At 62.2% G+C, this 25,604-nt stretch carries 25 protein-coding genes; 4 read left to right on the top strand and 21 right to left on the bottom strand.

Features of this window, described 5'->3' with window-relative positions:
* Positions 1-53 precede the first annotated feature (53 nt).
* The 16 genes from EN990_RS19105 to rpoZ all read right to left on the bottom strand — a co-directional run bounded on the left by EN990_RS19105 (position 54) and on the right by rpoZ (position 16,118).
* Entirely contained in the window at positions 54-845 is a 792-nt protein-coding gene (locus EN990_RS19105) for an anti-sigma factor (RefSeq protein WP_027162669.1), read from the bottom strand.
* The gene (locus EN990_RS19110) at positions 842-1,360 is read right to left on the bottom strand and encodes an RNA polymerase sigma factor (RefSeq protein ID WP_013532577.1); all 519 of its coding nucleotides are present in this window, start codon (positions 1,358-1,360) and stop codon (positions 842-844) included. Before EN990_RS19110 ends, EN990_RS19105 begins: the two co-directional genes overlap by 4 nt.
* Positions 1,361-1,534: 174 nt before the next feature.
* Positions 1,535-4,285 carry a DUF2339 domain-containing protein gene (locus EN990_RS19115; protein WP_127385411.1) on the bottom strand — a complete coding sequence of 917 codons (2,751 nt, stop codon included), beginning with the start codon at positions 4,283-4,285 and terminating at the stop codon, positions 1,535-1,537.
* An 82-nt stretch (positions 4,286-4,367) separates the two neighbouring features.
* On the bottom strand, positions 4,368-4,886 hold the full coding sequence (locus tag EN990_RS19120) for a PaaI family thioesterase (protein WP_127385412.1): 519 nt from the start codon (positions 4,884-4,886) through the stop codon (positions 4,368-4,370).
* On the bottom strand, positions 4,883-5,659 hold the full coding sequence (recO, locus tag EN990_RS19125) for a DNA repair protein RecO (protein ID WP_127369896.1): 777 nt from the start codon (positions 5,657-5,659) through the stop codon (positions 4,883-4,885). The genes EN990_RS19120 and recO overlap by 4 nt, the downstream gene beginning before the upstream one ends.
* A 132-nt stretch (positions 5,660-5,791) precedes the next feature.
* Positions 5,792-6,928, bottom strand: a complete 1,137-nt coding sequence (locus tag EN990_RS19130) for a porin (protein ID WP_024503065.1) — start codon at positions 6,926-6,928, stop codon at positions 5,792-5,794.
* A gap of 695 nt (positions 6,929-7,623) precedes the next feature.
* Complete coding sequence (locus EN990_RS19135; RefSeq protein ID WP_127385413.1) at positions 7,624-8,541, bottom strand: aminoglycoside phosphotransferase family protein; 918 nt, start codon at positions 8,539-8,541, stop codon at positions 7,624-7,626.
* Positions 8,542-8,546: 5 nt separating this feature from the next.
* On the bottom strand, positions 8,547-9,473 hold the full coding sequence (era, locus tag EN990_RS19140) for a GTPase Era (protein ID WP_024503067.1): 927 nt from the start codon (positions 9,471-9,473) through the stop codon (positions 8,547-8,549).
* Positions 9,470-10,225: a ribonuclease III gene (rnc, locus tag EN990_RS19145; protein ID WP_013532584.1), complete on the bottom strand. Its 756-nt coding sequence runs from the start codon at positions 10,223-10,225 to the stop codon at positions 9,470-9,472. Before rnc ends, era begins: the two co-directional genes overlap by 4 nt.
* On the bottom strand, positions 10,225-10,974 hold the full coding sequence (gene lepB / locus EN990_RS19150; RefSeq protein ID WP_127267160.1) for a signal peptidase I: 750 nt from the start codon (positions 10,972-10,974) through the stop codon (positions 10,225-10,227). Before lepB ends, rnc begins: the two co-directional genes overlap by 1 nt.
* A gap of 78 nt (positions 10,975-11,052) precedes the next feature.
* A complete protein-coding gene (gene acpS / locus EN990_RS19155) occupies positions 11,053-11,466 on the bottom strand; it encodes a holo-ACP synthase (RefSeq protein WP_024503069.1) in 414 nt (137 codons plus the stop codon).
* Entirely contained in the window at positions 11,463-12,062 is a 600-nt protein-coding gene (locus tag EN990_RS19160) for a DUF2062 domain-containing protein (protein ID WP_013532587.1), read from the bottom strand. The genes acpS and EN990_RS19160 overlap by 4 nt, the downstream gene beginning before the upstream one ends.
* Before the next feature lie 252 nt (positions 12,063-12,314).
* On the bottom strand, positions 12,315-12,695 hold the full coding sequence (locus EN990_RS19165) for a VOC family protein (RefSeq protein ID WP_164753848.1): 381 nt from the start codon (positions 12,693-12,695) through the stop codon (positions 12,315-12,317).
* A gap of 35 nt (positions 12,696-12,730) precedes the next feature.
* Entirely contained in the window at positions 12,731-13,309 is a 579-nt protein-coding gene (pyrE, locus tag EN990_RS19170) for an orotate phosphoribosyltransferase (RefSeq protein ID WP_013532589.1), read from the bottom strand.
* 50 nt (positions 13,310-13,359) lie between these two features.
* Positions 13,360-15,588, bottom strand: coding sequence for a bifunctional (p)ppGpp synthetase/guanosine-3',5'-bis(diphosphate) 3'-pyrophosphohydrolase (locus EN990_RS19175; RefSeq protein WP_013532590.1), 2,229 nt, complete (start codon positions 15,586-15,588; stop codon positions 13,360-13,362).
* 128 nt (positions 15,589-15,716) lie between these two features.
* Positions 15,717-16,118: a DNA-directed RNA polymerase subunit omega gene (rpoZ, locus tag EN990_RS19180; protein ID WP_013532591.1), complete on the bottom strand. Its 402-nt coding sequence runs from the start codon at positions 16,116-16,118 to the stop codon at positions 15,717-15,719.
* 323 nt (positions 16,119-16,441) lie between these two features.
* Here rpoZ and EN990_RS19185 point away from each other — a divergent pair, with 323 nt between their 5' ends.
* Both EN990_RS19185 and EN990_RS19190 read left to right on the top strand, forming a co-directional pair.
* Positions 16,442-17,023 (top strand): NYN domain-containing protein, encoded by a 582-nt coding sequence (locus tag EN990_RS19185; RefSeq protein ID WP_010915096.1) that lies wholly within the window; start codon positions 16,442-16,444, stop codon positions 17,021-17,023.
* Between the two features lie 11 nt (positions 17,024-17,034).
* On the top strand, positions 17,035-17,691 hold the full coding sequence (locus EN990_RS19190; RefSeq protein ID WP_024503072.1) for a uracil-DNA glycosylase: 657 nt from the start codon (positions 17,035-17,037) through the stop codon (positions 17,689-17,691).
* Positions 17,692-17,708: 17 nt separating this feature from the next.
* Here the strand turns inward: EN990_RS19190 and EN990_RS19195 are convergent, their stop codons facing one another.
* From EN990_RS19195 to dapA, 3 genes are read right to left on the bottom strand one after another with little or no spacing between them, the layout of a single operon-like run.
* Positions 17,709-18,419 (bottom strand): GH25 family lysozyme, encoded by a 711-nt coding sequence (locus EN990_RS19195; RefSeq protein ID WP_127388349.1) that lies wholly within the window; start codon positions 18,417-18,419, stop codon positions 17,709-17,711.
* 15 nt (positions 18,420-18,434) lie between these two features.
* Positions 18,435-18,914 (bottom strand): SsrA-binding protein SmpB, encoded by a 480-nt coding sequence (gene smpB / locus EN990_RS19200; RefSeq protein WP_013532594.1) that lies wholly within the window; start codon positions 18,912-18,914, stop codon positions 18,435-18,437.
* 25 nt (positions 18,915-18,939) lie between these two features.
* Positions 18,940-19,821, bottom strand: a complete 882-nt coding sequence (dapA, locus tag EN990_RS19205) for a 4-hydroxy-tetrahydrodipicolinate synthase (protein ID WP_013532595.1) — start codon at positions 19,819-19,821, stop codon at positions 18,940-18,942.
* Between the two features lie 247 nt (positions 19,822-20,068).
* Between dapA and EN990_RS19210 the strand changes: the two genes are divergently transcribed.
* Positions 20,069-22,120, top strand: a complete 2,052-nt coding sequence (locus EN990_RS19210; protein ID WP_127385668.1) for a lytic transglycosylase domain-containing protein — start codon at positions 20,069-20,071, stop codon at positions 22,118-22,120.
* Positions 22,121-22,229: 109 nt separating this feature from the next.
* A complete protein-coding gene (locus EN990_RS19215; protein ID WP_064993116.1) occupies positions 22,230-23,129 on the top strand; it encodes an alpha/beta hydrolase in 900 nt (299 codons plus the stop codon).
* A 59-nt stretch (positions 23,130-23,188) separates the two neighbouring features.
* Here the strand turns inward: EN990_RS19215 and EN990_RS19220 are convergent, their stop codons facing one another.
* Together EN990_RS19220 and EN990_RS19225 are read right to left on the bottom strand one after the other, a co-directional pair.
* Complete coding sequence (locus EN990_RS19220) at positions 23,189-24,283, bottom strand: site-specific integrase (protein WP_127369706.1); 1,095 nt, start codon at positions 24,281-24,283, stop codon at positions 23,189-23,191.
* Positions 24,284-24,522: 239 nt separating this feature from the next.
* Positions 24,523-25,604 (bottom strand): porin (locus tag EN990_RS19225; RefSeq protein ID WP_164766124.1); only part of this gene is annotated, 1,082 nt, incomplete at its 5' end.

Raw genomic sequence — 25,604 nt, forward strand, 5'->3', positions numbered from 1 at the left:
CTTCGGCCGGATCAGCATTCGCGGATCGACGGCACCGGCAAAAGCGGTGCCGTTCAGCTTGCCAGCCCGTTTACAAGTTGCGTGTAGGCGTTCCTGGCGACCTCGTTCAGCCGCTCGCGCGGCAAGGAGCCGACGACGGCGCAGCCATAGCCCTTGTCCAGCCAGTAGACGGCCTCGGGTCCGTCTTGCGTGGCGGCGTAGGTGCCCTTGGCATTCTCCGTCGATTCCGTGGTGACGAACAGCGATATACGCTGCCCATTGCCGTCCTCGTAAAGCAGCATGGCGGCCTTGCTCTCGCCTGCCGGAAGCAACCGGCCGCCGACCAACTGGAAACCGTTCGCGGTCAAGTCGGGTGCCACCAGCTTCAGCCCTACCCGGTTGGACAGCCAGGTCTGCAGATGGTCCTTGTCGCTGGCCGGAACCTCGACGGCATGCCGCTTTTCGGCGGCATAGATGACATGGGCCGCGATTGCCTGCTCGGCCAGCCGATCTTCCGCCGGGTCCTCCTGGCCGATGCCGTCGACGCCGGCAAGGTAGCCACCAAGCCCGCCGGCGACCAAAAGCACGGCGGCAGCAGCGGCAAGCCACCAGCGCGAGCGTGGCACAGCTGCCTTGACCGGCGCCTCGCCAAGCACGACCTTGCGCAGGCGCGCGGGCACGGCTTCGTCCAGCACCCCGGCGAAGGCGGCCTGCAGCGCCGTCCGGTCGGCGGTGAAGCGGGCGCTCCTGGCCTTCATCTCGGGATTGGCGTCGAGCCAGGCGTCGTAAGCGGCGCGCTCGTCTGCAGGCAGCTCGCCATCGAGCGCCATGTGGATGTCCCGTTCGGAAAAGTCGCGGCGGATCATTTCTCGACGATCCTTATTGCGCGGCGACGCGCCGTATCGTCCAGCAACCCACGCAATTCCTCACGCCCGCGCGCAATGCGCGACATCAGCGTGCCAGCGGGGACGCCCAGAATGTTGGCGGCTTCGGCATAGGAAAAACCTTCGATGGCAACCATGACAAGAGCTGCGCGTCGATCGGGGCTGATCGCCTGCAACGCGTCGATGATCTCGCGCGAGGCGATACTCTCCACCTGCTCTGCCGGCTGGGCAACGGCCTCGCCCGCCTCCAGCGGCAACATCGCCGCCTCGCCGCGGCGGTTCACCTTGCGCATCTGGTCGATGAACAAATGATGCATGATCGTAAACAGCCACCTCCGGGGGCTTTCTCCTGTCTGCCAGTTGTCGAGCCGCACAAGCGCCCGCTCGAGGCAATCCTGGACAAGGTCGTCGGCAGCGTCGCGGTCGCGCAAAAGCGAGCGTGCGTAACGGCGCAGGCGCGGTATTTCGCCAAGGATTGCTGCCTTCTTTTCGTCCATGACCGCTGGTTTCGAGGTCGCCCTTGTTGATCTGGATTGAACGCGCCTTCCGGGCGCGGCGCAAGCGGCCAGCGCGAAGCGGTCTCCCGCCCCGGTCACCCAAGCAATGAGATAACGAGCCCATTGGCCGATTTATTCCCGGTCGGGGTGAAATCTTATTGTTCTTGCTTGCCTTTATCCGTTTTCCTTCGCCGCCCGTGTCAAAAGCCGCTGATAGAACAGGCCGATACCGATCAGAACCGCGCCGAGGCCGATGAAGGATAGCGCCCGGAGTACGCCTTCCAACTCCGACATGTCGAATATGAAGACCTTCAGCACGGCGATCGCGATCAGCGCGGCCGAAGCGATGCGCAGCACCTGCGATTTCAGCCAGACGCCAGCTGAGAGCAGCGCAACGCCAATTACCAGCCAGAGCGCCGAATAGGTGTAGGTTTCCAACTGGCCGAGGCCGCTCCACAGGCCGATGAATTCGCCCTTGAACAGGCGCCTCACCGACAGCGTGGCATAGGCGAAGGCAAGCGCGGCAGCCACCACGGCCAGCATCTGCGCATACCATTTTGGCCGCTTGTCCCTGGCGTAGAGCGCCAGTCCCCCGGCGGCGACCGCCGGCAGGAGATAGGCGAGGAACAACAGGTTGAACACCGGGATACGGCCGGTCGATTCGTCTGTGAAAAGCGGGTTCAGCACCACGAAGTGCCGGATGACGATGAAGCCGACGGAGATTACGCCGATGGCCATCGAACCATAGCGCAGCACCGAGCTTGGCGAGCGCATGTCGATAGCGACCAGGATTGCGCCGGCACCGATGGCGATCAGGGTGTAGATCGACTGTTCGGCGAGCGTCATGGCACCCGTGTCGATGACGCCACCGTGCATGGCGTGGCGCACCAGTATGGCGAGCGTGAGCAGCGCAAACAGTGCCGCTGCCGCCTCCATGGCAAGGCGCGGCCGGCCATTCGTTGTGCGCGCAAGCTGCCAGGCGGCAAAGCCGAAGGCCAGCGCCGGCACGCCGTAGCCGGGCAACAGCCAGTTGAACACCGGCGTCGTCGACAGGAACCCGGCGCCGACAATGGTCGGGTCGAAGGCGACACGGCCAAGCACCGCGATCACCGCGCCGACCGAAATCCAGCCGAGCACCGGATAGACGCGCCAGCGCGTGGCCAGCGCCGGCACAATGGCCGCCGCACCGAGCAGGATGGTGGTCCAGCCGGAATCGAAAGCCATATGCATCAGCAGCAGCCCGGCGATGGCCGCGCCGCCCAGGGCAAACGACACGGCGATGCCGCCCTTGAGCGGCGGCTCCTCGGCCCGCGCGATCCACTCGCCGCCGGCGGCGAAAATGACGACCAGCAGTGCCGCTGCGGCGGCGTAGACAGGGTCACGGTCGAGATTGCCGAAAGTGAACCAGAGCGCCAGCAGGACGACCAGCGGGACGATGACGCCCCACGCTGCCCATGAGGCCGCGCGGATCTGCGTGCCGGCGGCGAACCGGCGCGCGGCCCAGAAGCCGGCGCCGATGAAGACCAGGCCGAGTGCGATGCCGATGCGCAAGGTCAGCGCGTTGGACGTGGCCACCGGCAGTCCGTCGACGCCCAAGGCGCCGCCCGAAAAATCGGAAGCGATCAAGGTTGGCGGGATGATGCCGAGATAGATCAGCACCGTGACCAGTCCCGCGGCATAGAGGAGCGGCAGCGCCAGCGGACGATAAAGCGTGACCGCCACCATCGCGGCGATCACCACCGCGCCCGGCAAGGCATAGCTGGCGGCAGCAAAGGCCGGGTCGACCGACAGGCCCAGTGCCGAGAATGCGACGAACAGGCCAGGCACGATGGACGGCCAGTCGAAAGCCCTGTCTGGCGTGGTTTCGTCGCCACGGCGAGCGAGCCAGACAAGGGCGAGCACGGCCAGCGTGACGGCGTCGATGAACAGGATCGCAGAGAGCTTCGCCCCCGGCGCATCGGTCATATAGAGAATGGTCCAGACACCGGTGCCGAAAAAGGCAGCCGCCATCAGCAACTTCCAGTCGCGCATGCGGGCGATGACGCCGGTGGCGGCAAGCACGATGGCGAGATAGCCGAACAGCGCCCAGGGATTGGGTGCCTGCGAGGCGACCAGCACCGGCGTCACCATGGCGCCGACAAGGCCGATGCCGGCCAGCGCCTGGCCATGGACAAGGGCTGCCGCGATCGTCGCCACGCCGATGACGCCGAGCAGCGTGAAGGCGAGTGCCGGGCCGATGAAGCCGTAGATGCCATGCGCGGCATAGACGGTGCCGAACAGGATGAAGGCACCGGCCGCTGCCAGGATCGCCGGAATATAGGCGCCCGCGGCGCCTTGTACGGGCATCTTGAAGCCGGTGCGGCGGACGAACTCGCCGCCGGCGACCAGCACAAGGCCGAGCGCGCCGGCCATGGTCAGCCGTACGCCGGGGCCGAAAATGCCGGCTTCGATGGTGTAGCGGATCAGGAACAGACCGCCCAGCGCCAGGGCGATGCCGCCGACCCAGACCGCCCAGCGGGTGCCGAGCGCGGTTTCGACATCGGATTGGCGGGCGGCTTTCGTCGCTCCGGGAAGCTCCGCGGGTTCCACCGCCTTCGGCGCCGGTTCTGGAGCGGTCCACGGCCCGGACACGATCTCGCCGGTCGAGTCTTCCGTTTCCGTGGCTGGCGCCGGTGCGGCGACCGGCTCGCTTGTCGCTGGAGAGGGAATGTCGGCCGCTGCCGCAACGGCTGGAATCACATCGGCGGGTGCGTTGTCGGCCACCGCCTGTTCGGACGGCTTGGCCGCCGGCGGCACGGCTCCCGAGAGCACAAGGCTGCGCAGCGCGCCAAGCTCACGCTCGACAAGGCCGATGCGGCTCTGCTGACGCGAAATGATGACGAACAAGGCGATGATGGCGACAAGGCCGATCAGGCTTTCAAACATGGCGGTTCCCCCAAACCAGGCCAGTTTTCACTGACATTCGTCGTACTGACATTCAAATGCGGCGGCCAAGCGGCCAGAAAACTCAGCGCGCCGCCAGATTGGCGGCCGGAAAGATCGAGCATGTTTCGGTGCCGAAAGCCAGCAGCTTGCCGCCGGCATCCTTCAGCGTCGCTTCCGACACCGCCAACGTGCGGCCCTTGTGAACAACCCTGCCCTCGCAGACCACCTCGCCGGTCTTCGGCGTGATGGGACGCGTCAAATTCACCTTGAACTCCGCCGTCGTATAGGCCTCGCTCTTTTCGAGCAGCGTCTGCACGGCACAGGCCAGTGCCGAATCGAGCAGCGTCGCCGCCCAGCCGCCATGCACGCTGCCCAGCGGGTTGAGATGGCGCTCGCTCGGCATGCCACGAAAGACAGCGCGCCCTTCCGAGACTTCGGTGAGAGTGAAATTCAGCTGAAAGGAAATCGGCGGCGCCGGATACTTGCCGTCGACGATGCGCTGCAGCAATTCCAGACCGGTGTATTTCAGGATATCGGCGTGCGGAATGGTGCCGAGCCCGAGCGGTGAGACCCGGCCAGGATAAAGTTCGACCTCGCTCATGTGATGATTTCTCTGGTTGCGTCCTCGCCAGCTATGGCCTTGCCGCGCGCGTGATGTTTGCGCAAGGCGGCGAGGAAGCCGGTACGAGCGTCCGGCGGCTCGATGCCGCGCGGCTCATAGACATGGCGGTTGAAGAAGAAGCCGGTGAGCCGGAAGGCGTCGTCGACATCAGCCGCATCGGCGCGCAGGCCGGAGCCGCGCTGTAGGAAGGCCGGCAGAGCCAGCATCTTGTCGCGCCATGGCAAACCGGCTTCGCGCGATACCGCGCGTCCCGACTTCGGCGAGACATAGGCCAGGTCCTGTCGCGTGCCGGTGGCGGCACATCGACTGAGATCGAGGCCGAAGCCGAGTTCGTCCAGCACCAGAAGCTCGAAGCGCGCCACCAGTTCTCCGGCAACGTCGGCGTCGTCGAGATGGACGATCATCACGGCAAGCGTTTCGTAGAGACCTTCATGCGCGTCGCGCTCGGGCAGCAGGCGCAGATGCGCGGCCATGGTCTGCAAGCCGTAGACGGCGACGGCGCTGTCCATCAACCGGGCAGCATTCATCTCGATCGCTTCGGCCTGGAACGTGCCGAGATGTTCATCAAGGCGCGCACGCCACAACAGGTCGACGCGATTGCCGGGCTGGAGGACGGGCTGCTGTTTGCGCGAACGGCCGCCGCGAACAAGGCCGAGATGACGGCCATGCGCTCGCGTCAGCACCTCGAGAATGGCGCTGGTTTCGCCATGCTTGCGGGTGCCGAGAATGATTCCCTCGTCGCGCCATTCCATTTCAGGAGCTTTTCACCGATCGGGTGGCGAAATCAAGGTATGGGCTTGGCTCCTGGGTAACTCTCACACCAATGCATAAAAAACCGCCCGCAGCGATGTGCTGCGGGCGGGCTGGTGAGGTCAGTCGATCTGCTAGAAATTGCGCTGGAAGCGGACGATGCCGCCGACGCTGCTCTTCTTGTCGGCCTTGGTCCAGTTGTTGAAGTCGAAGTCGTCGAATTTTCCTGCATTGAGGTAATCGACTTCAGTCGTGACCGTAAAGCCGGGCACAATGGTATAGGCAACGTTGGCAGCGACGCCGAGGTTCTTCCAGTCGTCATAGGAAATCTGGGCGTTGAACGAGGTCTTCTCGTTGAACTTGTAGGTGCCGCCACCCCAGACTGCCCAGTTACCGCCCCACGGCTTGTATTGGGTACGGCCTGTGCCGAAGTCGTTGATGTTGTCGTTGGTGCCGTAGCCGCCCATGACGAACAGCGTCAGTTCCTTGCTGACGTTGACGTCCAAACGGACCTTGCCGGCCACTTCCTCATAGTTGCTGTCATAGGCCACGACGCCAGTGATCGCACCCCAGTCGCCCTTGTACTTCAAGCCGCCGACGACATGCGGAACATAGCTGTCGATGGTGTTGACGGCGGTGCCTTCCTCAAGCGAGACCACGCCCGTGAAGCCGCTGCCAGCGTCGAAGTAATAGCTGATGAGATTGGTATCCTTGACACCATACGGGATGAGCGTGTCCTGGATGACATTGCCGGCATAACCGATGAACTGGTCGTATACCGTTTCATCCTTACCGACGCGCAGACCACCGAGCTGGATCCAGGCGAAATTGAGGGTGGTGGTCTTGTTGCCGGCCTGCCAGCCGGTGCCGTCGCCTGTATAGTCGCCGGAGGAGTTGCCGAACTGGAAGCGAGTTTCGGTAAAGGTCTTCAACGTGCCGAGTTCGGTTTCCTGGCCGGTATAAGTCCTCAGCGTGAAGCGCATGTTCTTGTAATAGGTGTCGTGCCTATCGCCGTCCATGTGATCGGCAACGTTGTTGGCGCCATCGAGCGAGCCGGAATCGCCGACGCCCATGTCGTAGCGGAGATAACCGCCGATGCGCAGGCAGGTCTCGGTGCCCGGAATATAGAAGTAGCCGGCGCCGTAGACGTCGCAAATCTTGACGTATTCGGCCGGTTCCGGTTCGGCGACGACGACAGCGTCGGCGGCGCGCGCGCCGCTGACCGCGATCAGGGCCGCGGCTGAGCCGAGAAGGAGGCTCTTGATGTTCATTTTCTGACCTCTCCAGTCATAGTTATAAATGGCTTCGGATTTGTGGCTGGCGGCAATGTTTTCCCGCCTCACCCCCACAACGAAAAAGGCTCACACCGCTCGCCCTTTTCAGCGGCGAACATACCCATCGATCATCTGCCTTCAATGACGATTTCCGAAATAATGCCAATTCCGTGAACAGATTAATGCTGTGTTGCACAAATAACACTTTCCGTGACGGCGAATGGCACAAGTGGCACAACGTCACATATTGAATATATATATGGGATACTTTCGCGGCCAAATATAATTCAACGTTTTATATTTCTAAAAATACCGCACAATGTGGAATATCTACCTGGTTTTCGCCGACATCGACCTGAATCTTGCCGACCCCTCTATCGCCAGGTGACGCCCATTCGCCAATCTCACTCTGATGCCGAGGCGAAAAGCGGGATGACGCTTCCAAGCCTGTCTGCTTCTTCCAAGACGATCGAAACCCTGGAGCGCTGTGGCGTCCCCGATTGTGACAGCAGCCAACCGTTCAAAAACGATTCCTCCGTGACGCCTCTCAGTCGACCTTGGCGACACGGGCGACGTGGTCGTCCGCCTCGATCAGGCGGATTGGCACTCCCGGGAAGCATGCGTCGGTCGGAATGTCCCTGGTCGCGCCATGCGACGGCGGATGTTTGGCGACGGGACTGGGTTTTGGTTGGCTAGAGCGGCTTATCGTTCGGCGCTTCACGCTCGCGCGCGCGGTCGGCAAGGACTTCATCGATCACGTGACAGGATTTCTCAACCTCAACAGGGTTGGCGTCGATCTGTCCAGCGACCGTGATCAGCGCCTTCCAAAGCGTCCAGCCACGACCGCGCGCCCACATCGCCCCGTCGGCCGGAAGGCCGGCACGAAACGCCTCCCGGCTTTTGCCTTCAAACAGCGTCCACGCAATCGCCAGATCGCAGGCGGGATCGCCGACGCCGGAGGTTCCGAAGTCGATCACCGCGCTCAATCGGCCTTGCCTGACCAACAGGTTTCCCCAACTGACGTCACCGTGGAACCAGACCGGCGCACCGTGCCATTGTGCGGCAAGTGCTGCCTCCCACACCGCACTGGCTGCGGCCGTGTCGATCTTGCCTTCGAGGGCGGCAATCGCTTGCCGGGCCTCGCCATCGTAGACGCTGAGTGCTCCGCCGCGAAAGAAATTGTGCTGTCCCGGCGCCGGTCCACCGGTGGCATCGATACGCTGAAGGGCGACCAGGAACGCGGCCAGGTCGGTCGCAAATTGCGGCAGGCTGGCAATCCGCTCGCGCTCTGCCGTCTCGCCTTCGATCCAGCGGTAGACGGACCAGTGCCAGGGATAGCTTTCGGCCGGAACTCCCATCGCCAGCGGCACCGGGATCGGCAGCGGCAGCAGAGGTGCGAGCCTCGGCAGCCAGCGATGCTCCTTTTCCACCTGCAGGGAATAGGCCGCGGCGCTTGGCAGTCGCACGGTCATCTCGCCGCCCAGATGAAAGGTCCTGTTGTCCCATCCGCCTGATGCAACCGGCCTGACCGGAAGATCCTTCCACTTGGGAAATTGCGTGGCGATCAATCGGCTGACAAGCGTTATGTCGATGTTCGGCTTGCTGACCATCGAGCCTAGCGCGGAAACTCGAGCCCCATTTCGCGGTAGCGCTCGGGGTCGTCGCCCCAGTTCTCGCGCACCTTGACGAACAGGAACAGGTGCACCTTCTGTTCGAGGATGCCTGCTATCTCCATGCGCGCCGCCTGGCCGATGGCGCGGATGGTCTCGCCCTTGTGGCCGAGAACGATCTTCTTCTGGCTGTCGCGCTCGACATAGATGGTCTGGTCGATGCGCACCGAGCCGTCCGGCTTCTCTTCCCATTTCTCGGTCTCGATATGCGAGGAATAGGGCAATTCCTGATGCAGCCTGAGATAAAGCTTCTCGCGCGTGATCTCGGCCGCGAGCTGGCGCATCGGCAGGTCCGAGATCTGGTCTTCCGGATAGTACCAGGGACCGACCGGCAGAGACTCGGCCAGATAATCGAGCACGTCCTTGCAGCCGGAACCGGTCAGCGCCGACACCATGAAGGTGCGCTTGAACGGCACCCTTTCGTTCGCTGCCGCCGACAGAGCCAGCAGCGCTTCGTGCTTGACGCGGTCGACCTTGTTGAGGATCAGCACCATCGGCTGGCGCACATCCTTCAGCCGTTCGAGGATGGCGTCGGCGTCGCCCCTGATGCCGCGCTCGGCGTCGATCAGAAGCAGTACGATATCGGCGTCCTTGGCCCCACCCCAGGCGGTGGTCACCATCGCCGTGTCGAGCCTTCGCTTCGGCTTGAAGATGCCGGGCGTGTCGACGAAAACGATTTGCGCATTGTCATGCGTGGCGATGCCGCGCACGATGGCGCGAGTCGTCTGCACCTTGTGGGTGACGATCGACACCTTGGCGCCGACCAATTGGTTGACCAAGGTCGACTTGCCCGCATTGGGCGCGCCGATCAGCGCGACAAAGCCGGAATGCGTGGCGGCGGCTGTGGTCGCCGGCTCTTCGGTAGCGGTCATGCCGCGCTCCCTTCACTGGAGGGCCGCGAGCCCCCCGATTTTTGGGCCGATGCGGCGGCCCAAACGCCTTCGCGCACAAGAAATGCCGAAGCCGCCGCTTCTTCGGCCGCCCTGCGCGAGCCGCCGGTGCCGCTTATCGGCGCAAAGCCGCGGACCTGCAAGGATACAGTGAAGACCGGCTGATGGTCGGGTCCCTCGCGCTTGTCGATCACATATTCGGGTCTGATATCGCTGGTCTTGGCAATCCATTCCTGCAGATCGGATTTCGGATTGAGCGGCTTTGCGATCACCGTATGCGAGCGCGGTTCCCAATAGCGCAGGACGAACCGCCGCGCGGCCTCGATGCCACCGTCGACGTAAACCGCCGCAATCAGCGCTTCGACCGCATCCGCCAGATAGTTTCCGCCCGAGCCGCGCGACCGCATCTTCAAGGCAGAATCGGCGCGGACCAGATCCTCCAGCTGCATTTCGATGCCGATTTCGGAGCAGGTCCGCGCATCGACCAGCGCATTGAAGCGCGGCGCGATTTCACCTTCCGGCGCATCGGGAAATTTTTCGAAAAGCATATCGGCGACGACAAGCCCGAGCACGCGGTCGCCAAGAAATTCAAGACGCTGGTTGTTGGTGGCCGCCTTGACCGCACTGGAATGCGTCAAGGCGGTCTCGAGCAAACGGATATCCTTGAAGACGTAACCGGTCTTGGCCTTCACCAAACCGGCCAGTGTTTCGCCTGTCGGGCGCTTCAAAGCCATCAATTGACGAAGTGAAACAGGCGCGAAGCGCGCATCAGCGACGGCCATTTCCAGATTTCGAGAGGGCTCGCCTTGCCGGCGATCGAGAAGAAGACAAGATTGGCGCGGCCAACCAGATTTTCCGCGGGAACGTAGCCGACAGTGAAACGGCTGTCGGCGGAATTGTCCCGGTTGTCGCCCATCATGAAATAGTGGCCGGGCGGCACGTCGAATTCGCGGGTGTTGTCGCCGATCGAGTTCGAATTCAGGTCAAGCGTGTCGTAGCTGACGCCGTTGGGCAGGGTCTCACGATAGACATCGATCGGGCGCGATTCCTCGGTGATGTCGGGATTGTCGATCTGGCCTGTTTTCACGCGCGGCACGCCGACGCCGTTGATGAAAAGCTGGCCGTCCTTGACCTGGATCTTGTCACCCGGCAGGCCGACAACGCGCTTGATGTAGTCGACGGACGGATCAGGCGGGAACTTGAAAACCGCCACGTCGCCGCGCTTCGGCTCGGCGCCCCAGATGCGGCCCGAAAAAATATCGGGTCCGAAAGGCAGCGAATAGCGCGAATAGCCATAGGACCATTTGGTGACGAACAGATAGTCGCCTTCCAAAAGCGTCGGCCGCATTGATCCCGATGGGATCGAAAAAGGCTGGAACAGCAGCGTGCGGATGACCAGGGCGAGCAAAAGCGCCTGGACGATGACGCTGACGGTCTCGCCAAGCCCGCCGGATTTCTTCTCGGATTTTTCAGCCACGCTCATGTCGTCCTCGATTGTGCGTTGGATGGTATAGAGTCTCGGCGCGCGCTGGGCAACGTCAATGCCGGTCGTCAGAGGCAATCAATGTGGCGCTTCTTCGACGGGCAGCGCCTCGATGATCACAAAGGCTTGAGCGAGCGGGAAATCATCCGTGATGGTGAGGTGGATTGCCGCCCGATGGCCCTTTGGCAGGATTTTGTCCAGCCTGGCCTGCGCTCCTCCCGTCAGCGCCATGGTCGGCGCGCCACTGGGCAGGTTGACGACACCCATGTCGCGCCAGAACACGCCCTGCGCCAGTCCGGTGCCCAGCGCCTTGGCGCAGGCCTCCTTGGCGGCGAAACGCTTGGCATAGGAGGCCGCGCGGGCGCGTCGATTGTCCGAACGCGCCTGTTCGATGTCGGTGTAGATTCTCTGGACGAAGCGCTGGCCGTGACGCTCCAGCGATTTCTCGATGCGTCTGATGTCGATCAGGTCGCTGCCGATGCCGATGATCATCGCGCAGTGGAACCGATGCTTGCGCCGGGATGGGACGATTGCGCATGCCGGCTTGCGCGCTCGGCCAGGCGTTTGCGCCGCTGTTCGCGGAAAGCGTTCATGCCCCAGCGCGTGATGGCGTAGAACAGCAGCCCGAAGATCAAGCCGAGCGGAACCGCACCGATCAGCATCGGTTCAAGGACCGGTTTCCACAATTGCGCGAAGGAGAGGTTGTGCAACATCTCGCCCAGATGCGCCGGCGGCCCATGTGTCGGCAAACGGTCATGCAGGATGAGCTTGCCCGTTTCCCACGACGCGCCCCATAGCAACGGGAAGGTGAGCGGGTTGCCGAAAAAAACGGCGCCAAGCGCCGCCGCCACCAAATTGCCGGCGATCACCCAGCACAGGATGGCAGCGATGATGAAATGGAAACCGACGGGGAAGAATGAAGCGAAGACACCGGCCGCAACGCCGGCCGCCACCGCATGCGGTGTGGCCTTCAGCCGCAGGATGCGCTTGGAAAAATACTGAAGCGAGCGCGAAAACGAGCGGCGCGGCCAAAGATAGGTACGCACCCGCTCATAAAGGCCATCAGGCTTGCGGCGTCGAAATAGCACTCTGTTCCCGTTCCACAGCGCCCGCAACGGCACCTTCAGCCGGGCGTGGCAGCCACATCTTGCGCTTGACGATCACCCTATGGCAATCGCCAGCTTATATAACAACGCGCTGGCGCAAGAACAACCAAACACCTTTTGTGCCGCGCTTGTCGCCGCCCTTCGGGGCGGCTGGTCTTGCTTCGAACATTGGACAATCGCGGCAAATTTAAGGAACGGCAGTCGCATCGCCGAAAGGCACAGCGCCGCCAGCGGCTACGGCAGGTATTCGCTGACCTCGACCAGATTGCCGTCCGGGTCGCGGAAATAGACCGACATCATTGGACCTCGGGCCCCGATACGTTCAACCGGGCCGAGTTCCACCACCACACCATTGGCCGCGAGCCGCGCACGGACCTCATCCAGTGGCCGCTCGGTGATCAGGCAGAAATCACCTGATCCTGATGTCGGCGACTTCGCCTTTGGCTCGAAAGTCCGGCCGACCTCATGCACATTGATCTTATGGCTACCGAAAGCCAGCGCCGTCGGTCGATCGGCCGCGTCGATGCGCTCAAAACCCAGCACGCGCTGGTAAAACTCACAGGTCACTTCCAGCGAAGCGACCGTCAGCACGAAATGATCGATGCCGGCGATCATTTCCAATTCGTCTTCACGCATGTCGGCATGCCCCGTCAGATGTTGCGGCTGCCGGGCTTGATCGCCGGGATGGCGGCAAGCTCCGGCGGCAGCCGGTCGGCCGGATAGGCCGGGACCTCATACTCGGCAAGCGCGATGAGCGGCACGCCGACATCAGTCTTGCCGGCCGAACGATCGATGATGCAGGCCGCGGCAACCACCTCGGCGCCAAGCTCGCGCAGGCACTCGATGGTCTCTCGGATCGACAGGCCGGTGGTGACGATGTCCTCGACGATGACGACACGCGACCCCCTGGCGATCTCGAAGCGGCGCAAGCGGAACTCGCCCCCTTCCCGCTCGACCCAGATCGCCGGCACGCCGAGATGACGTGAGGTCTCATAGGCCGGGATCAGCCCGCCGATCGCCGGGCCGACGACATAGTCGATCTTGCCGGGCACGCCTGCGCGGATCTTCTCCGCCAGCGCCTTGCACAGAAGCTCGGTCTTGTCGGCATGCATGAACACGCGCGCCTTCTGCAGGAAGACCGGACTGCGCAGGCCCGAGGTCAAAATGAAATGCCCTTCCAGAACAGCACCCGCCTCGCGGAAAATGCCCAGCACTTCATCGGTGTTCATGTCTGCCTCTTTTTGATTGACCATGACGTTGTCCGAAACCGGAGCATGGTCTAGCCATTGACGCGTCTTGCGTCGCTGACGCTCGAATTGTCCTTGAGCTGCGATAGCAGCCGGTTGAGGTGCTTGAGATCCCAGACTTCGAGATCGATCAGCATTTCGGTGAAGTCGGGCGCAGTGCGCACCATCGACAGCGTATGGATGTTGGCGTCGTTCGAGGCAACCACCTGCGCTATATCGGCGAGTGACCCCGGCGCGTTGATGGCGGTGACCGATACGCGCGCCGGAAAGCGTTCCTTGGTGCGCTCATCGATGTCCCAGCGCACGTCGATCCAGCGCTCGGGCTGGTCATCGAACGCCTGCAGCGCTGGCGACTGGATCGGATAGATAGTGATGCCGGTGCCCGGCTGGACGATGCCGACGATGCGATCGCCAGGGACTGCCCCTTCCGGCGCGAAGCGCACCGGCAGATCGCCGCGCACGCCGCGGATCGGCACGGCTCCATCGCGCGGCTGGTCCTTGTCCTTGCGCGCGGCACGACCCGGAATCTGGAACAGCATGCCGGCGGCATTGCGGATCTTCGACCAGCCCTCCTCTCGCGGCTTGGGGACGGCCGTGGTGACGCGCTCATCCTTGTAGTCAGGGAATACCGCCTTCATGACATCAGTGGAGGCGAGCTCGCCACGCCCGACAGAGGCCAGCACATCCTCGATGTCCTTGCGCGCCAACCTGTGCAGCACCTGCTTCAGGCTCTCCTTGGTGAAGGTCTTGCCGGCACGCTCGAAGGCGCGTTCCAGGATGCGGATGCCAAGACCCGAATATTGCTTGCGGATGGCGTTCTTGGTGGCACGGCGGATGGCCGAGCGCGCCTTGCCGGTGACGACGACCGATTCCCACGCCGCCGGCGGCACCTGCGCCTTGGAGCGGATGATCTCGACCTCGTCGCCGTTCTTCAGTTCCGTCATCAGCGGCATGATGCGGCCGTTGACCTTGGCACCGACGCAGGTGTCGCCGACATCGGTGTGCACCGCATAGGCGAAGTCGATCGGTGTCGCGCCGCGCGGCAGCGCAATCAACATGCCTTTCGGGGTGAAGCAGAACACCTGGTCCTGGAACAGTTCCAGCTTGGTATTTTCGAGGAAATCCTCAGGGTTGTCGCCTTCGGCAAGCTGCTCGATGGTGCGGCGCAGCCAGGCGTAGGCGTTGGTTTCCTTTGAAATCGCGTGGGCGGCGCCATTCGTCTTGCCGCCGGTATCCTTGTAGATCGAATGGGCGGCGACGCCGTATTCGGCGATCTTGTTCATCTCTCGGGTACGGATCTGCAGCTCGACACGCTGGCGCGACGGGCCGACAATGGTGGTGTGGATCGAGCGGTAGTCGTTCTGTTTCGGCGTCGAGATGTAGTCCTTGAAGCGACCCGGCACCATCGACCACGCGGTGTGGATGGCGCCAAGCGCCCGGTAGCAGTCCTCGACCGTGTCGACGACGACGCGAAAGCCGAAGATGTCAGAGAGCTGCTCGAAGGACAGCGCCTTGGCCTCCATCTTGCGGAACACCGACCACGGCTTCTTCTGCCGGCTCTTTACGCTGGCGTTGATCGCATGCTTCTCGAACAACGTGGACAGTGCCTTTTCGATGTCCGTCAGCACGCCCTTGTTGCGTTCGAAGATTTCGGCAAGCCGTGCGGTGACGGCGCGATAGGCTTCAGGATTAATGAAGCGGAAGGCGATCTCCTCCAGCTCTTCACGCATGCCTTGCATGCCCATGCGCCCGGCCAGCGGTGCGTAGATATCCATCGTCTCCTCGGCGATGCGCAGGCGCTTGGCCTCCGGCATGTGGTCGAGGGTGCGCATATTGTGCAAACGATCGGCGAGCTTGACCAGCAGCACGCGGACATCTTCCGAAATCGCCAGCAGAAGCTTTCTCAGGTTTTCCGCCTGCTCGGCCTTCTTCGAGACCAGATCGAGCTTCTTCAACTTGGTCAGGCCCTCGACCAGCTTGCCCATTTCGGGGCCGAACAGATCGTCGATCTCGGCCCGCGTGGCGGTCGTGTCCTCGATGGTGTCGTGCAGCAGGGCGACCGCGATCGTCGCCTCGTCCATATGCATTTCGGTGAGGATGGCGGCGACTTCGAGCGGATGCGAGAAATACGGATCGCCGGAAGCGCGCTTCTGGTGGCCATGCTTCTGCATGGCATAGACATAGGCCTTGTTGAGCAACGCCTCGTTGACGTCAGGCTTGTAGCGCTGGACGCGCTCGACAAGCTCATACTGACGCATCATGGGCGGAATCTCGCGGTGCTGAAATGATTGATGCGCCGCACTAGCGTACGGCGCATCCCATAGATAGCCACGAAACTGACTGGACGGAAGTGCCGGAAACGTATTCCAGGCAGGTCCAGAACGCTGGCTTAGTAGTCGTCGCTCTTTTCCGGCGGCACCAGGCCCTCGATGCCGGCCAGGAGGTCTTCCTCGGTCATCCGGTCGAAGGTGATGTTCTCCTCGGCGTCGTCGGCGTCGGTGGCGGCAACGGCGGTGCCGGTCTGATCGGCAATCGCCTCGCCATCGGCCTCGGGCTCGTCGACCTCGACATGCTTCTGCAGCGAATGGATCAGATCTTCCTTGAGGTCGTCGGGCGACAGCGTCTCATCGGCGATCTCGCGCAGCGCCACAACCGGATTCTTGTCGTTGTCACGCGGCACTGTGATCGGCGCGCCCTGGCTGATCTGCCGGGCACGATGGCCGGCAAGGAGCACCAACTCGAAGCGGTTGTCGACCTTGTCGATGCAATCTTCAACGGTTACGCGGGCCATGGATTGCCCCTTTCATGCGATGGATTTGATGGAAAACAGGCGCGGTCCATAACCCGAACGCCGCCAAAATACAAGCATCATGGCAATGGCTGGGTTGCATGGCGCCCAAACCTTGGTTCAAACACCCGATTTGGCAAAACCAGTCTGTGCTATGTGTTCGGTGTCCCGATCACAATTGCTTGCAGTGCCGCACGCGCCCTTGGATTGCCGCGAAACTGGCGCTATCTCGGATGGCATAGAGGTCAGCCGGTTTATTATGAGCCTGACCGAACGCTATCGCATTTGGTTTAGACGGGTGTTTATTTCGAGAAGGAATATTTTCCATGTTCGACCCTCGTGAAAAAATCGCCCTATTCATCGACGGCGCCAATCTCTACGCGACGTCGCGCGCGCTCGGCTTCGACATCGACTACCGCAAGCTTCTGTCGAGCTTCCAGAAGCGCGGCTATCTGCTGCGCGCCTATTATTACACGGCGCTGGTCGAGGATCAGGAATACTCCTCGATCCGTCCACTGATCGACTGGCTCGACTATAATGGCTTCAAGGTGGTCACCAAGCCGGCCAAGGAATTCACCGACTCGACCGGCCGCCGCAAGATCAAGGGCAATATGGACATCGAGCTCACCGTCGATGCGCTGGAACTCGCCGATGTCGTCGACCACTACGTCATCTTTTCCGGCGACGGCGATTTCCGCACATTGGTCGAGGCATTGCAGCGGCGTGGCCGCAAGGTATCGATCGTCTCGACCATGGCCTCGCAGCCGCCGATGATCTCCGACGATCTGCGCCGCCAGGCCGACCATTTCATCGACCTGACGACGCTGAAGAACGAGGTTGGCCGTGACCCGTCCGAGCGCCCGGTGCGCAGGCCCGAGCCGGCCGAAGTCGACGAGGACGATTATTGAGGCCGGTCGCCTTGACCGTGCTTTCCGCCTCCGAACCCGGCCGCGATTGCCCGCTCTGCCCAAGGCTGCATGACTTCATCGCCGAGTGGCGGCAGCGCGAGCCGTCCTGGTTCAATGCGCCGGTGCCGACTTTTTTACCACCCGAGGGTGACGCGGCGGTTCAGTTGCTGATCGTCGGGCTGGCGCCTGGCCTGCGCGGTGCCAATCGAACGGGCCGCCCGTTCACCGGCGACTATGCCGGCGACCTGCTCTACTCGACGATGATTTCGCACGGTTTTGCGCGCGGAGAGTTCAAGGCGCGGCCAGATGACGGATTGGAGCTGGTCGGCACCGCGATCACCAACGCGGTGCGCTGCGTGCCGCCGGAGAACAAGCCGGTGGGCGCTGAGATTGCCACCTGCCGGACATTCCTGGTGCCGACGATCGCCAGGTTCCCGAATCTGCGCGCCGTGCTGGCACTGGGATCGATCGCGCATCAGTCGACGGTGCGGGCGCTGGGCGGGCGCGTCGCCGCCTATCCGTTCAAGCATGGCGGGCAGCTGCCGGCCGGCAGCATCACGCTGTTTTCGAGCTATCATTGCTCGCGCTACAACACCAACACCGGTGTGCTGACCGAAGCGATGTTCGTTAGCGTTTTCAGCCAGATAGCGGCGTTCCTGCGGAAATAGAGTCGGGCGCCAGCGGATCAGCTTGATGGCGCAAACAGTGCAGCCAGCACCGCCGGCCCACCCTTCAGCACGTTCATATCGACATCGCCATTGATGCCGTCGACGCGACCCCTGTTGTGGTACTGCCAGTAGACCCAGTCGTCGCGGTCCGGCTCCAGGAGCAACGAGCGGAGCCAGAGCGGACGGGCAGCAATGCGCCCTGCATAGGTCTGCGCTGCCTCATCGGTCAGATAGACGATCGCAGGCTTGCCGAACGTCGCCTCGACTAGAGCGAGGAACGCGGCCAGTTCGGCGTTCAATTGTTCGGGCGTCGGCCGCTGCGGGCAGTTGCCGCCGAATTCGATGTCGACGACCGGCGGCAGCAGCGGCTGGTCGTGCGGCACAACCGAGATGAAATTCTTCGCCTGGTCGGCGCCAGGTCGGCAAAAGGTGAAAAAGTGATAGGCGCCGACGGCGAGACCGGCGGCGCGGGCCTCTTCCAGATTCCTCGCGAAGGCATCGTCGACATGATCGCCGCCTTCGGTCGCCTTGATGACTGCGAAGGCGACATCGTCGGCGGCGACACGCGGCCAGTCAATCCGGCCCTGATGATGGGAAACGTCGATGCCCCTGAGCGGATATTTGTCGCGGTCCGGCGAGAATGCCCTGAAATAGATGTAGCCGCCTGCTGCGACGAAACATACCAAGACCAGACTGGCCAGACCAAAGAGGACAATCCGGTTCTTCAAGCGAATGGCCCCAGCCTACCCACGCTCTTTTAACAGCCGGCCCTTCTCGCGCGACCAGTCGCGCTGCTTCTCGCTCTCGCGTTTGTCGTGCAGTTTCTTGCCGCGACCGACGGCGAGCAGCAGCTTGGCGCGGCCCTGGTCGTTGAAATAGATTTTCAGCGGTACCAGCGTCATGCCTTCGCGGTCGACGCTTTGCGACAGTTTCGCCATTTCGCGCTTGTTGAGCAGCAGCTTGCGGCGGCGGCGCGGCTCGTGGTTGAAGCGGTTGGCCTGCAGATATTCCGGCAGATAGGAGTTGATCAGCCAGATCTCGCCGCCTTCGACCGAGGCGTAGCTGTCCTGGATGTTGGCCTGGCCCTGGCGCAGCGACTTGACCTCGGTGCCGGTCAGCACCAGACCGGCCTCGACCGTGTCGAGCACCTCATAGGAAAACCGCGCCTTGCGGTTTTCCGAAACGGTCTTGTTGTTGGGATCGGCTTTTCTGACTTGATTCATGATGCGGAGAGGTGGCGCCTCATCCCTAATTAATCAAGCCGGCGTGCTTCATAGCCGCATCGATCTTGTCGGCAGTCGACTGTTCGATCGTCACCAGCGGCGAGCGCAGCACGTTTTCGACCTTGCCTAGCTTCGACAGCGCGTATTTGGCGCCGGAAACGCCAGGCTCGATGAAGATCGCCTTGTGCAGCGGCAGCAGGCGATCCTGCAGATCCAGCGCCTTGGCGCTGTCGCCGGCAAGCGTTGCCTCCTGGAATTCGGCGCACAGCCGCGGCGCGACGTTCGACGTCACCGAAATACAGCCGACGCCGCCATGCGCGTTGAATCCAAGCGCCGAAGCATCTTCGCCCGAAAGCTGGATGAAATCCTTGCCGCACGTGGCACGCTGCTCGGAAACCCGTTCGACCTTGCCGGTGGCATCCTTGACACCGACGATATTCTTGAAGTCGTGCACGAGCCGGCCCATCGTGTCCGGCATCATGTCGATGACCGAGCGCGGCGGGATGTTGTAGATGATGATCGGCAGCTTGGTCGCCCTGGCGACCGCCGCGAAGTGCTCATACAGGCCGCGCTGCGTCGGCCTGTTATAATAAGGCGTGACGACCAGGGCGGCATCGGCGCCGGCCTTCTCGGCATACTGCACGAGCCCGACGGCTTCCTCGGTGTTGTTGGAACCAGCGCCGGCGACGACCGGAACTCGTCCCTTGGCCACCTCGATGCATACCTTGACGACCTGGCGGTGCTCGTCATGCGACAGTGTCGGCGACTCGCCGGTGGTGCCGACCGGCACCAGGCCCGTCGTGCCCTCCGCGAGTTGCCATTCGACGAATGCGCGAAAGGCTTTCTCGTCGAAACGCCCGCTCTTTTCGAACGGTGTCACGAGCGCAGTAAGCGAGCCTCTCAGCATATCGTCCAACTCCTTGGCACTTCTGGTGTTTTGTGTCGGTGTTTGTGGTCGCGCCTTCTAACCGAAAGCGAAGCGGCGCACCATAGTCTCGACATGGTTGCGCGGCAAGCATTGCCATGGTGCCAGCAAGCGCAATTCGAACGGCCTCGCTAACTCTTTGTTTACGGGCTCTTCACGACCTAAGTTTAGGCTTCGAGGCATCTTCGCCAGCTTGTGGAATGCCAGGACAAGGAAAGATTTAAGGATCATGCCGGGCGGTCGGCCTCACCTTCTCGCGCTGCTTGGCGCCGCGCTCGCGCTGATGCCGGGCATGGCGATCAGCGGCAGCGTGGACGCACGGGTCACCTCAGCCATTCCGATTCCAGGCGCGGCAATTGCGCTGCCAGACCTGCAGGACAGAACGCGACAGGCGCCCTTGCCCGACGTCGCCCCTTTGAAAAGCGGACTGGATGCGTTGGCGCAGGGTGATAGTCCCCGCGCTCGTGGCGTGCGCGATGCCCTTCCGGCGCAGTCGCTCGACCAGCATATCCTTGCCTGGGCGATCGCGCTTTATGGCGGCGACAAGGTTCCGAGCGATGATATCACTGCTGCGGCCAAGATGCTGCCCAACTGGCCGGGGACCGTAGCCCTTCGCAAGAACAGCGAGCGCGCGCTCTATCGAGAGAACCCTGCCCCCGACATCGTCATCAGGGCGTTCGATGGCAGCCAGCCGCAGACATTCGAAGGCGTGATGGTTCTCGCCCGCGCCTATGTGGCGTCCAGCAATACCAAGGCGGCGCGTTCCGTGCTGTCGCCCTTCTGGCGCACCGCGATCCTGGAGGCCAGGGACGAGGCGGCGCTGATCAAGGAATTCGGCAGCCTGATCCCGGCCGCAGACCACCGCTTTCGCATGGAGCGCATGTTCTATGCCGACCGCGCGAATTCCGCGCTGCGCGTCGCCGGCCTCGCCGGCGCCCAGCAGCTCGCCGATGCATGGGCGGCGGCCGACAAAGGCGACAAGAACGCGCCCAAGCTGCTGAAGGCCGTGCCGGCAATGCAACGTTCGGCCGGCTACTTCTTCGCGCAGGCCGAATATTTGCGCAAGCAGGAGGATTTTGCCGGCGCTGCAGCCATTGTGATGCAGGCACCGACCGATCGCGAAGCTCTGGTCGATCCGGATGCCTGGTGGGTCGAGCGCCGGGTGCTGTCGCGTGAACTGGTCGACCAGGGCGACATGAAGGCCGCGTACAAGATCGTCGCCACACACGCTGCCGAAAGTGCCACCAATGCGGCCGACGCCGAATTCCATGCCGGCTGGTACGCGTTGCGCGGCCTGAACGACCCCAAGCTTGCCGCAACGCATTTCGCTCGCATCGCCGACCTTGCCCAAGGGCCGATGACGCTGTCGCGCGCGTATTACTGGCTCGGCCGTGCCGCCGAAGTCGGCGGCCCGGGCAACGCCAGGGATTATTTTGCGCGCGCCGCTGCCTACGGCACGACATTCTACGGCCAGCTTGCCGCCGAACGTGTCGGCCGGCAGGCGCTCAACATCGTCTATCCCTCGCCAAGCGCCGCCGACCGGCAGAACTTTGCCGGCCGCGAGGCCGTCAGCGCCATCAAGCGGCTGCAGGAGGCGGGCTACGATCGCTATGCCGAGACGCTCTATCGCGACCTTGCCGGGCAGTTGACCAGTCCAGGCGAACTGGCGCTGCTCGCTGTCCTTGCCGAAAAGCAAGGGAACCATTTTATGGCGCTGAAAATCGGCAAGATCGCCGGGGCACGCGGCATCGATGTCGGCGCATTGTCGCATCCGCTCGGCGTCATTCCCGATTCGGCTGACATTTCCGGCTCGGGCAAGGCGCTGGCCTATGCGATCGCCCGCCAGGAAAGCGAATTCAACATCGGCGCCGTGTCCAGCGCCGGCGCGCGCGGGCTGCTGCAGCTGATGCCGGGAACCGCAAGGCAATTGGCGAAGAAGGCCGGGCTGCAGTTTTCGCAAATACGGCTGACCACCGATGCCGGCTACAACGCGACGCTTGGTTCGGCCTTCCTCGGCGAACAGCTCGACCGCTTCAACGGCTCTTACGTGCTGACCTTCGCCGGCTACAATGCTGGCCCCAACCGGGCCAGCCAGTGGGTGGCCAGATATGGCGACCCGCGCGGCAAGGACATCGACGCGGTCGTCGACTGGATCGAGCGGATTCCCTACACAGAAACAAGAAGTTACGTTCAGCGCGTGATGGAGAATTACGAGGTCTACAAGATGCGTATTTCCGGCAAATACGACATTGTCGGGGATCTGGTGAACGGGCGGAGTTGAGCCTTTCTGTCCTTCTCCACTTGTGGGAGAAGGCAAAAGCGCCTTTTATTGACCATCCCTGCCCTCGCCTGTAGCTGTCCAGATTGATACAGCGAGGTCGCACATTCCGATGGCAAGCGAGCAGCTTTTTTCCGACTTCTTCTACAGCGCACCGGACGGGTTAAAACTCCATGCGCGCGTCTATGGCGAGGCCAATTCCGGACCCTGGCCGGTTGTCTGCCTGCCTGGCCTGACCCGCAATGCCAGGGATTTTCACGAGCTGGCGCTCTATCTGTCGACGCATGCGGCAACTCCACGAAAGGTCATCGCCTTCGACTACCGCGGGCGCGGGCAGTCGGCTTATGATCCCGACGTCAAAAATTACAATGTCGGCGTGGAGGCCGGCGACATTCTCGCCGGGCTGGCGGCGCTGAACATCGGAGAAGCGGCCTTCATCGGCACCTCGCGCGGGGGATTGATCATCCATGTGCTCGGGACGATGCGGCCATCCGTCCTGAAAGCCATTGTTTTCAACGACATCGGACCGGTGATCGAGACGGCCGGACTTGCCCATATCCAGTCTTATCTCGAGCGCGACCCGGCACCGAAAACCCGCACACAGGCGGCGGCCGCCCAGCGCAGCGTGCATGGCGAAGACTTCCCCGCTCTTGCCGGCGCCGATTGGGATCGGATGGTATGGGCTCTCTACCGCGAAACGGATGGTGGGCTGGTGCCGGATTTCGATCCGAAGCTGGTGGATACCGTTGCCAGTCTCGATCTGACGCAGAAGCTGCCTGATCTATGGCCGCAATTCGAGGCGTTGGCCGCCATCCCGTTGCTCGCCATACGTGGTGCCAATTCGAGATTGCTGTCGATAGACACGCTCAAGCAGATGAAAGAGCGCCATTTCATGATGGAGACGATCACCGTCGAGGGCCAGGGCCATGCGCCGTTCCTCGAGACCGGCAGCCTACCGGGCGACATAGGCGCTTTTCTCGATCAGGCCGAGCGGAAGAATATCCTGAAGTAAATCCCATGACCGAACATGGTCACGGGATAGCTATGATAGTATAGGCAAGTTTCTTCAGCCTACTTGGCTTTTGAACTTTTCCGAGTCGCTTTCGGCGACTCCTTAGCGGCGGCGGCTGCCTCGTCCCTCTTTTTCCGCTCTGCCGTCGGCGACGAAGGCGTCGTCACCGGCGAAGAAAACATGGAGCCTTCAGCGCAATTACCGCCCGGCTGAGTCGATCGAGGCGTTTCCAGCACGATGACACAGCCATCGAGATCGTTGGTGGCCAGATGCGCGTAGCGCATCGTCATCGACAGCGTTTGGTGGCCGAGCCACATCTGCACGCGCCTGATGTCGATGCCGCCCTGGACCAGACGCGAGGCGCAGGTATGGCGCAGTATATGCGGCACCACCTGATCGTCGGCACCGAGGCCGACTTCGGCCTTCGCGTCGTTCCAGATGGCACGGAACTGTGCCTGGCTGAGCTTGGTGAACGGTCCTTTGGGCCGGCGGCCCTCAGTGGGAGGCAGCTTGATGACCTCTTTGACCCGCTCGGTCATCGGAATGGTGCGGCTGCGGCCGGATTTGGTGATCCAGAAGGAGACGCGATGCTCCTGGATATCGTTCCAGATCAGCCCAAGCGCCTCGCCGAGACGGCATCCGGTGTCGACCAGGAAAACGGAAAGCCTGTAGGCATCCTCGCTGCGGCTCTTGATGGCGGCGAACAGGCGCGCCTCTTCGTCCCTTTCGAGGAACCGAATCCGACCCGCCCGCTCCTTCTGGCGGCGGAACTCGGGCAGGCTGTGGATATCTCCCATCTTGTGAGCCTTGCGCAGCAGTTTGCTGAGGGCAGCCATCTTTCGATTGATGGTTGCGTTGCTGTTGCCGCGCTGGCGCAAGGTGCCGATAAGGTTGTCGAGGGTACTTTGGTCAAAGGCGCTGAAACGCTCCCCAAGGAGGATCTCGTCTATTTCGCCGATGAAAGAGCTGACATTATACTTATGCCGCCCATCATCCCATAATATGTCACGATATGCTGAAAAAAGATCTCTGACCCGATGCGACTTTACTTCTCTAATCTTGTTATAGATGTATCGAATCTTCGGACTTTGAGAAGAAAACATCGAAAAATGATCAGAGGACTCGCCCTCTTGAATCGCTTCGTTCGTCATCATTTGCCACACCCCCGAGTGGGATAGGTCAGCCCTACCCGCTTGGAAGCGTCCTTTCAAGAGATTTTAATCACGCGGTTGTGATTTCCATCCGCCCATCAGCAGATCCCACGAAACCACTCCACGGATTTATTCAGCTACCGTTACCCCCATCCTTCTGTTTGCCTTGATCCAGTCGCGAAACGAAAACAGCCCGGGCGCTTGCACGCCCGGGCTGAATTTCACCTGTAAGGAACCAGCCCTTAGAACGAGCGCTGGAAGCGGAGAATGCCGCCGATGTTGCTCTTCTTGTCAGCGCCGAACCAACCCTTGTTAAGGTCGTCACTGCCGACGTTCTGGTAGTCGACTTCGGCCGTGACCGTGAAGCCCGGAACGACGTCATAAGCGACGTTCGCCGCAATGCCGAGGTTCTTCCAGTCATCATACGAGACCTGAGCGTTGAACGAGGTCTTCTCGTTGAACTTGTAGGTGCCACCGCCCCACACCGCCCAGTTGCCGCCCCACTGCTTGTACATGCCGCGACCGCCAGCTCCGACCAGCGGATCATCGCCGAGGTTGTCGTCGGAGCCGTAGCCACCCATGACCCACAGCGACAGTTCGTTGGAGACGTTCACGTCCAGGCGAACCTTGCCGGCAACTTCTTCGTAGTTGCTGTCATACGAGACAACGCCGGTGATGGCGCCCCAGCCCTGCGTCCACTTCACGCCGCCGACAACATGCGGAACATAGCTGTCGATCGAGTAGTCGCCATAACCTTCTTCCAGCGAGACCACTGCCGAGAAGCCATTGCCGGCGTCGAAGTAGTACTGGATGACATTGGTGTCGAAGCCGCCGTAGGGAACGATCGTATCCTGGATGACGTTGCCGGCATAGCCGATGAACGTATCGAAGGCCGATTCGTCTTTACCGACGCGCAAGCCGCCGAGCTGGATCCAGGCGAAATTCAGCGTGGTACCCTTGTTGTGAGCCTGCCAGTCGCCGGCAAACTCATCGGTGTAGTCGCCGGTGTTGTTGCCGAAGTTGAAGCGGGTTTCGGTGTAGGTCTTCAACGTGCCGAGTTCGGTCTCCTGGCCGGTCCAGGTCTTCAGCGTGAAGCGAGCCTGCTTGTAGTAGGTGTCGTGCTCGTCGTCGTTCATACGGTCCGGAACGTTGTTGACGCCATCGTTGGTGCCGTGATCGCCCACGCCGATATCGTAACGGACATAGCCGCCGATGCGCAGGCAGGTCTCGGTGCCGGGGATGTAGAAGTAGCCAGCGCCGTAGACGTCGCAAATCTTGACGTATTCAGCGGGTTCCGGCTCGGCGACGACGACGGCGTCGGCGG

This window comes from Mesorhizobium sp. M7A.F.Ca.US.005.03.1.1 (assembly GCF_003997975.1).
Taxonomy (GTDB): Bacteria; Pseudomonadota; Alphaproteobacteria; order Rhizobiales; family Rhizobiaceae; genus Mesorhizobium; species Mesorhizobium ciceri.

Bases quoted from the DNA above. Each gene is read 5' to 3' on its own strand.
- EN990_RS19130 (WP_024503065.1), bottom strand. From the start codon at position 6,928: ATGAACATCAAGAGCCTCCTTCTCGGCTCAGCCGCGGCCCTGATCGCG.
- acpS (WP_024503069.1), bottom strand. From the start codon at position 11,466: ATGATCATCGGCATCGGCAGCGACCTGATCGACATCAGACGCATCGAG.
- smpB (WP_013532594.1), bottom strand. From the start codon at position 18,914: ATGAATCAAGTCAGAAAAGCCGATCCCAACAACAAGACCGTTTCGGAA.
- EN990_RS19165 (WP_164753848.1), bottom strand. From the start codon at position 12,695: ATGATCGCCGGCATCGATCATTTCGTGCTGACGGTCGCTTCGCTGGAA.
- rpoZ (WP_013532591.1), bottom strand. From the start codon at position 16,118: ATGGCCCGCGTAACCGTTGAAGATTGCATCGACAAGGTCGACAACCGC.
- EN990_RS19105 (WP_027162669.1), bottom strand. From the start codon at position 845: ATGATCCGCCGCGACTTTTCCGAACGGGACATCCACATGGCGCTCGAT.
- era (WP_024503067.1), bottom strand. From the start codon at position 9,473: ATGACCGCTACCGAAGAGCCGGCGACCACAGCCGCCGCCACGCATTCC.
- EN990_RS19215 (WP_064993116.1), top strand. From the start codon at position 22,230: ATGGCAAGCGAGCAGCTTTTTTCCGACTTCTTCTACAGCGCACCGGAC.
- EN990_RS19115 (WP_127385411.1), bottom strand. From the start codon at position 4,285: ATGTTTGAAAGCCTGATCGGCCTTGTCGCCATCATCGCCTTGTTCGTC.
- rnc (WP_013532584.1), bottom strand. From the start codon at position 10,225: ATGGCTTTGAAGCGCCCGACAGGCGAAACACTGGCCGGTTTGGTGAAG.
- EN990_RS19210 (WP_127385668.1), top strand. From the start codon at position 20,069: ATGCCGGGCGGTCGGCCTCACCTTCTCGCGCTGCTTGGCGCCGCGCTC.
- EN990_RS19120 (WP_127385412.1), bottom strand. From the start codon at position 4,886: ATGAGCGAGGTCGAACTTTATCCTGGCCGGGTCTCACCGCTCGGGCTC.
- lepB (WP_127267160.1), bottom strand. From the start codon at position 10,974: ATGAGCGTGGCTGAAAAATCCGAGAAGAAATCCGGCGGGCTTGGCGAG.
- pyrE (WP_013532589.1), bottom strand. From the start codon at position 13,309: ATGAACACCGATGAAGTGCTGGGCATTTTCCGCGAGGCGGGTGCTGTT.
- EN990_RS19110 (WP_013532577.1), bottom strand. From the start codon at position 1,360: ATGGACGAAAAGAAGGCAGCAATCCTTGGCGAAATACCGCGCCTGCGC.
- EN990_RS19185 (WP_010915096.1), top strand. From the start codon at position 16,442: ATGTTCGACCCTCGTGAAAAAATCGCCCTATTCATCGACGGCGCCAAT.
- dapA (WP_013532595.1), bottom strand. From the start codon at position 19,821: ATGCTGAGAGGCTCGCTTACTGCGCTCGTGACACCGTTCGAAAAGAGC.
- EN990_RS19135 (WP_127385413.1), bottom strand. From the start codon at position 8,541: ATGGTCAGCAAGCCGAACATCGACATAACGCTTGTCAGCCGATTGATC.
- recO (WP_127369896.1), bottom strand. From the start codon at position 5,659: ATGGAATGGCGCGACGAGGGAATCATTCTCGGCACCCGCAAGCATGGC.
- EN990_RS19175 (WP_013532590.1), bottom strand. From the start codon at position 15,588: ATGATGCGTCAGTATGAGCTTGTCGAGCGCGTCCAGCGCTACAAGCCT.
- EN990_RS19220 (WP_127369706.1), bottom strand. From the start codon at position 24,283: ATGATGACGAACGAAGCGATTCAAGAGGGCGAGTCCTCTGATCATTTT.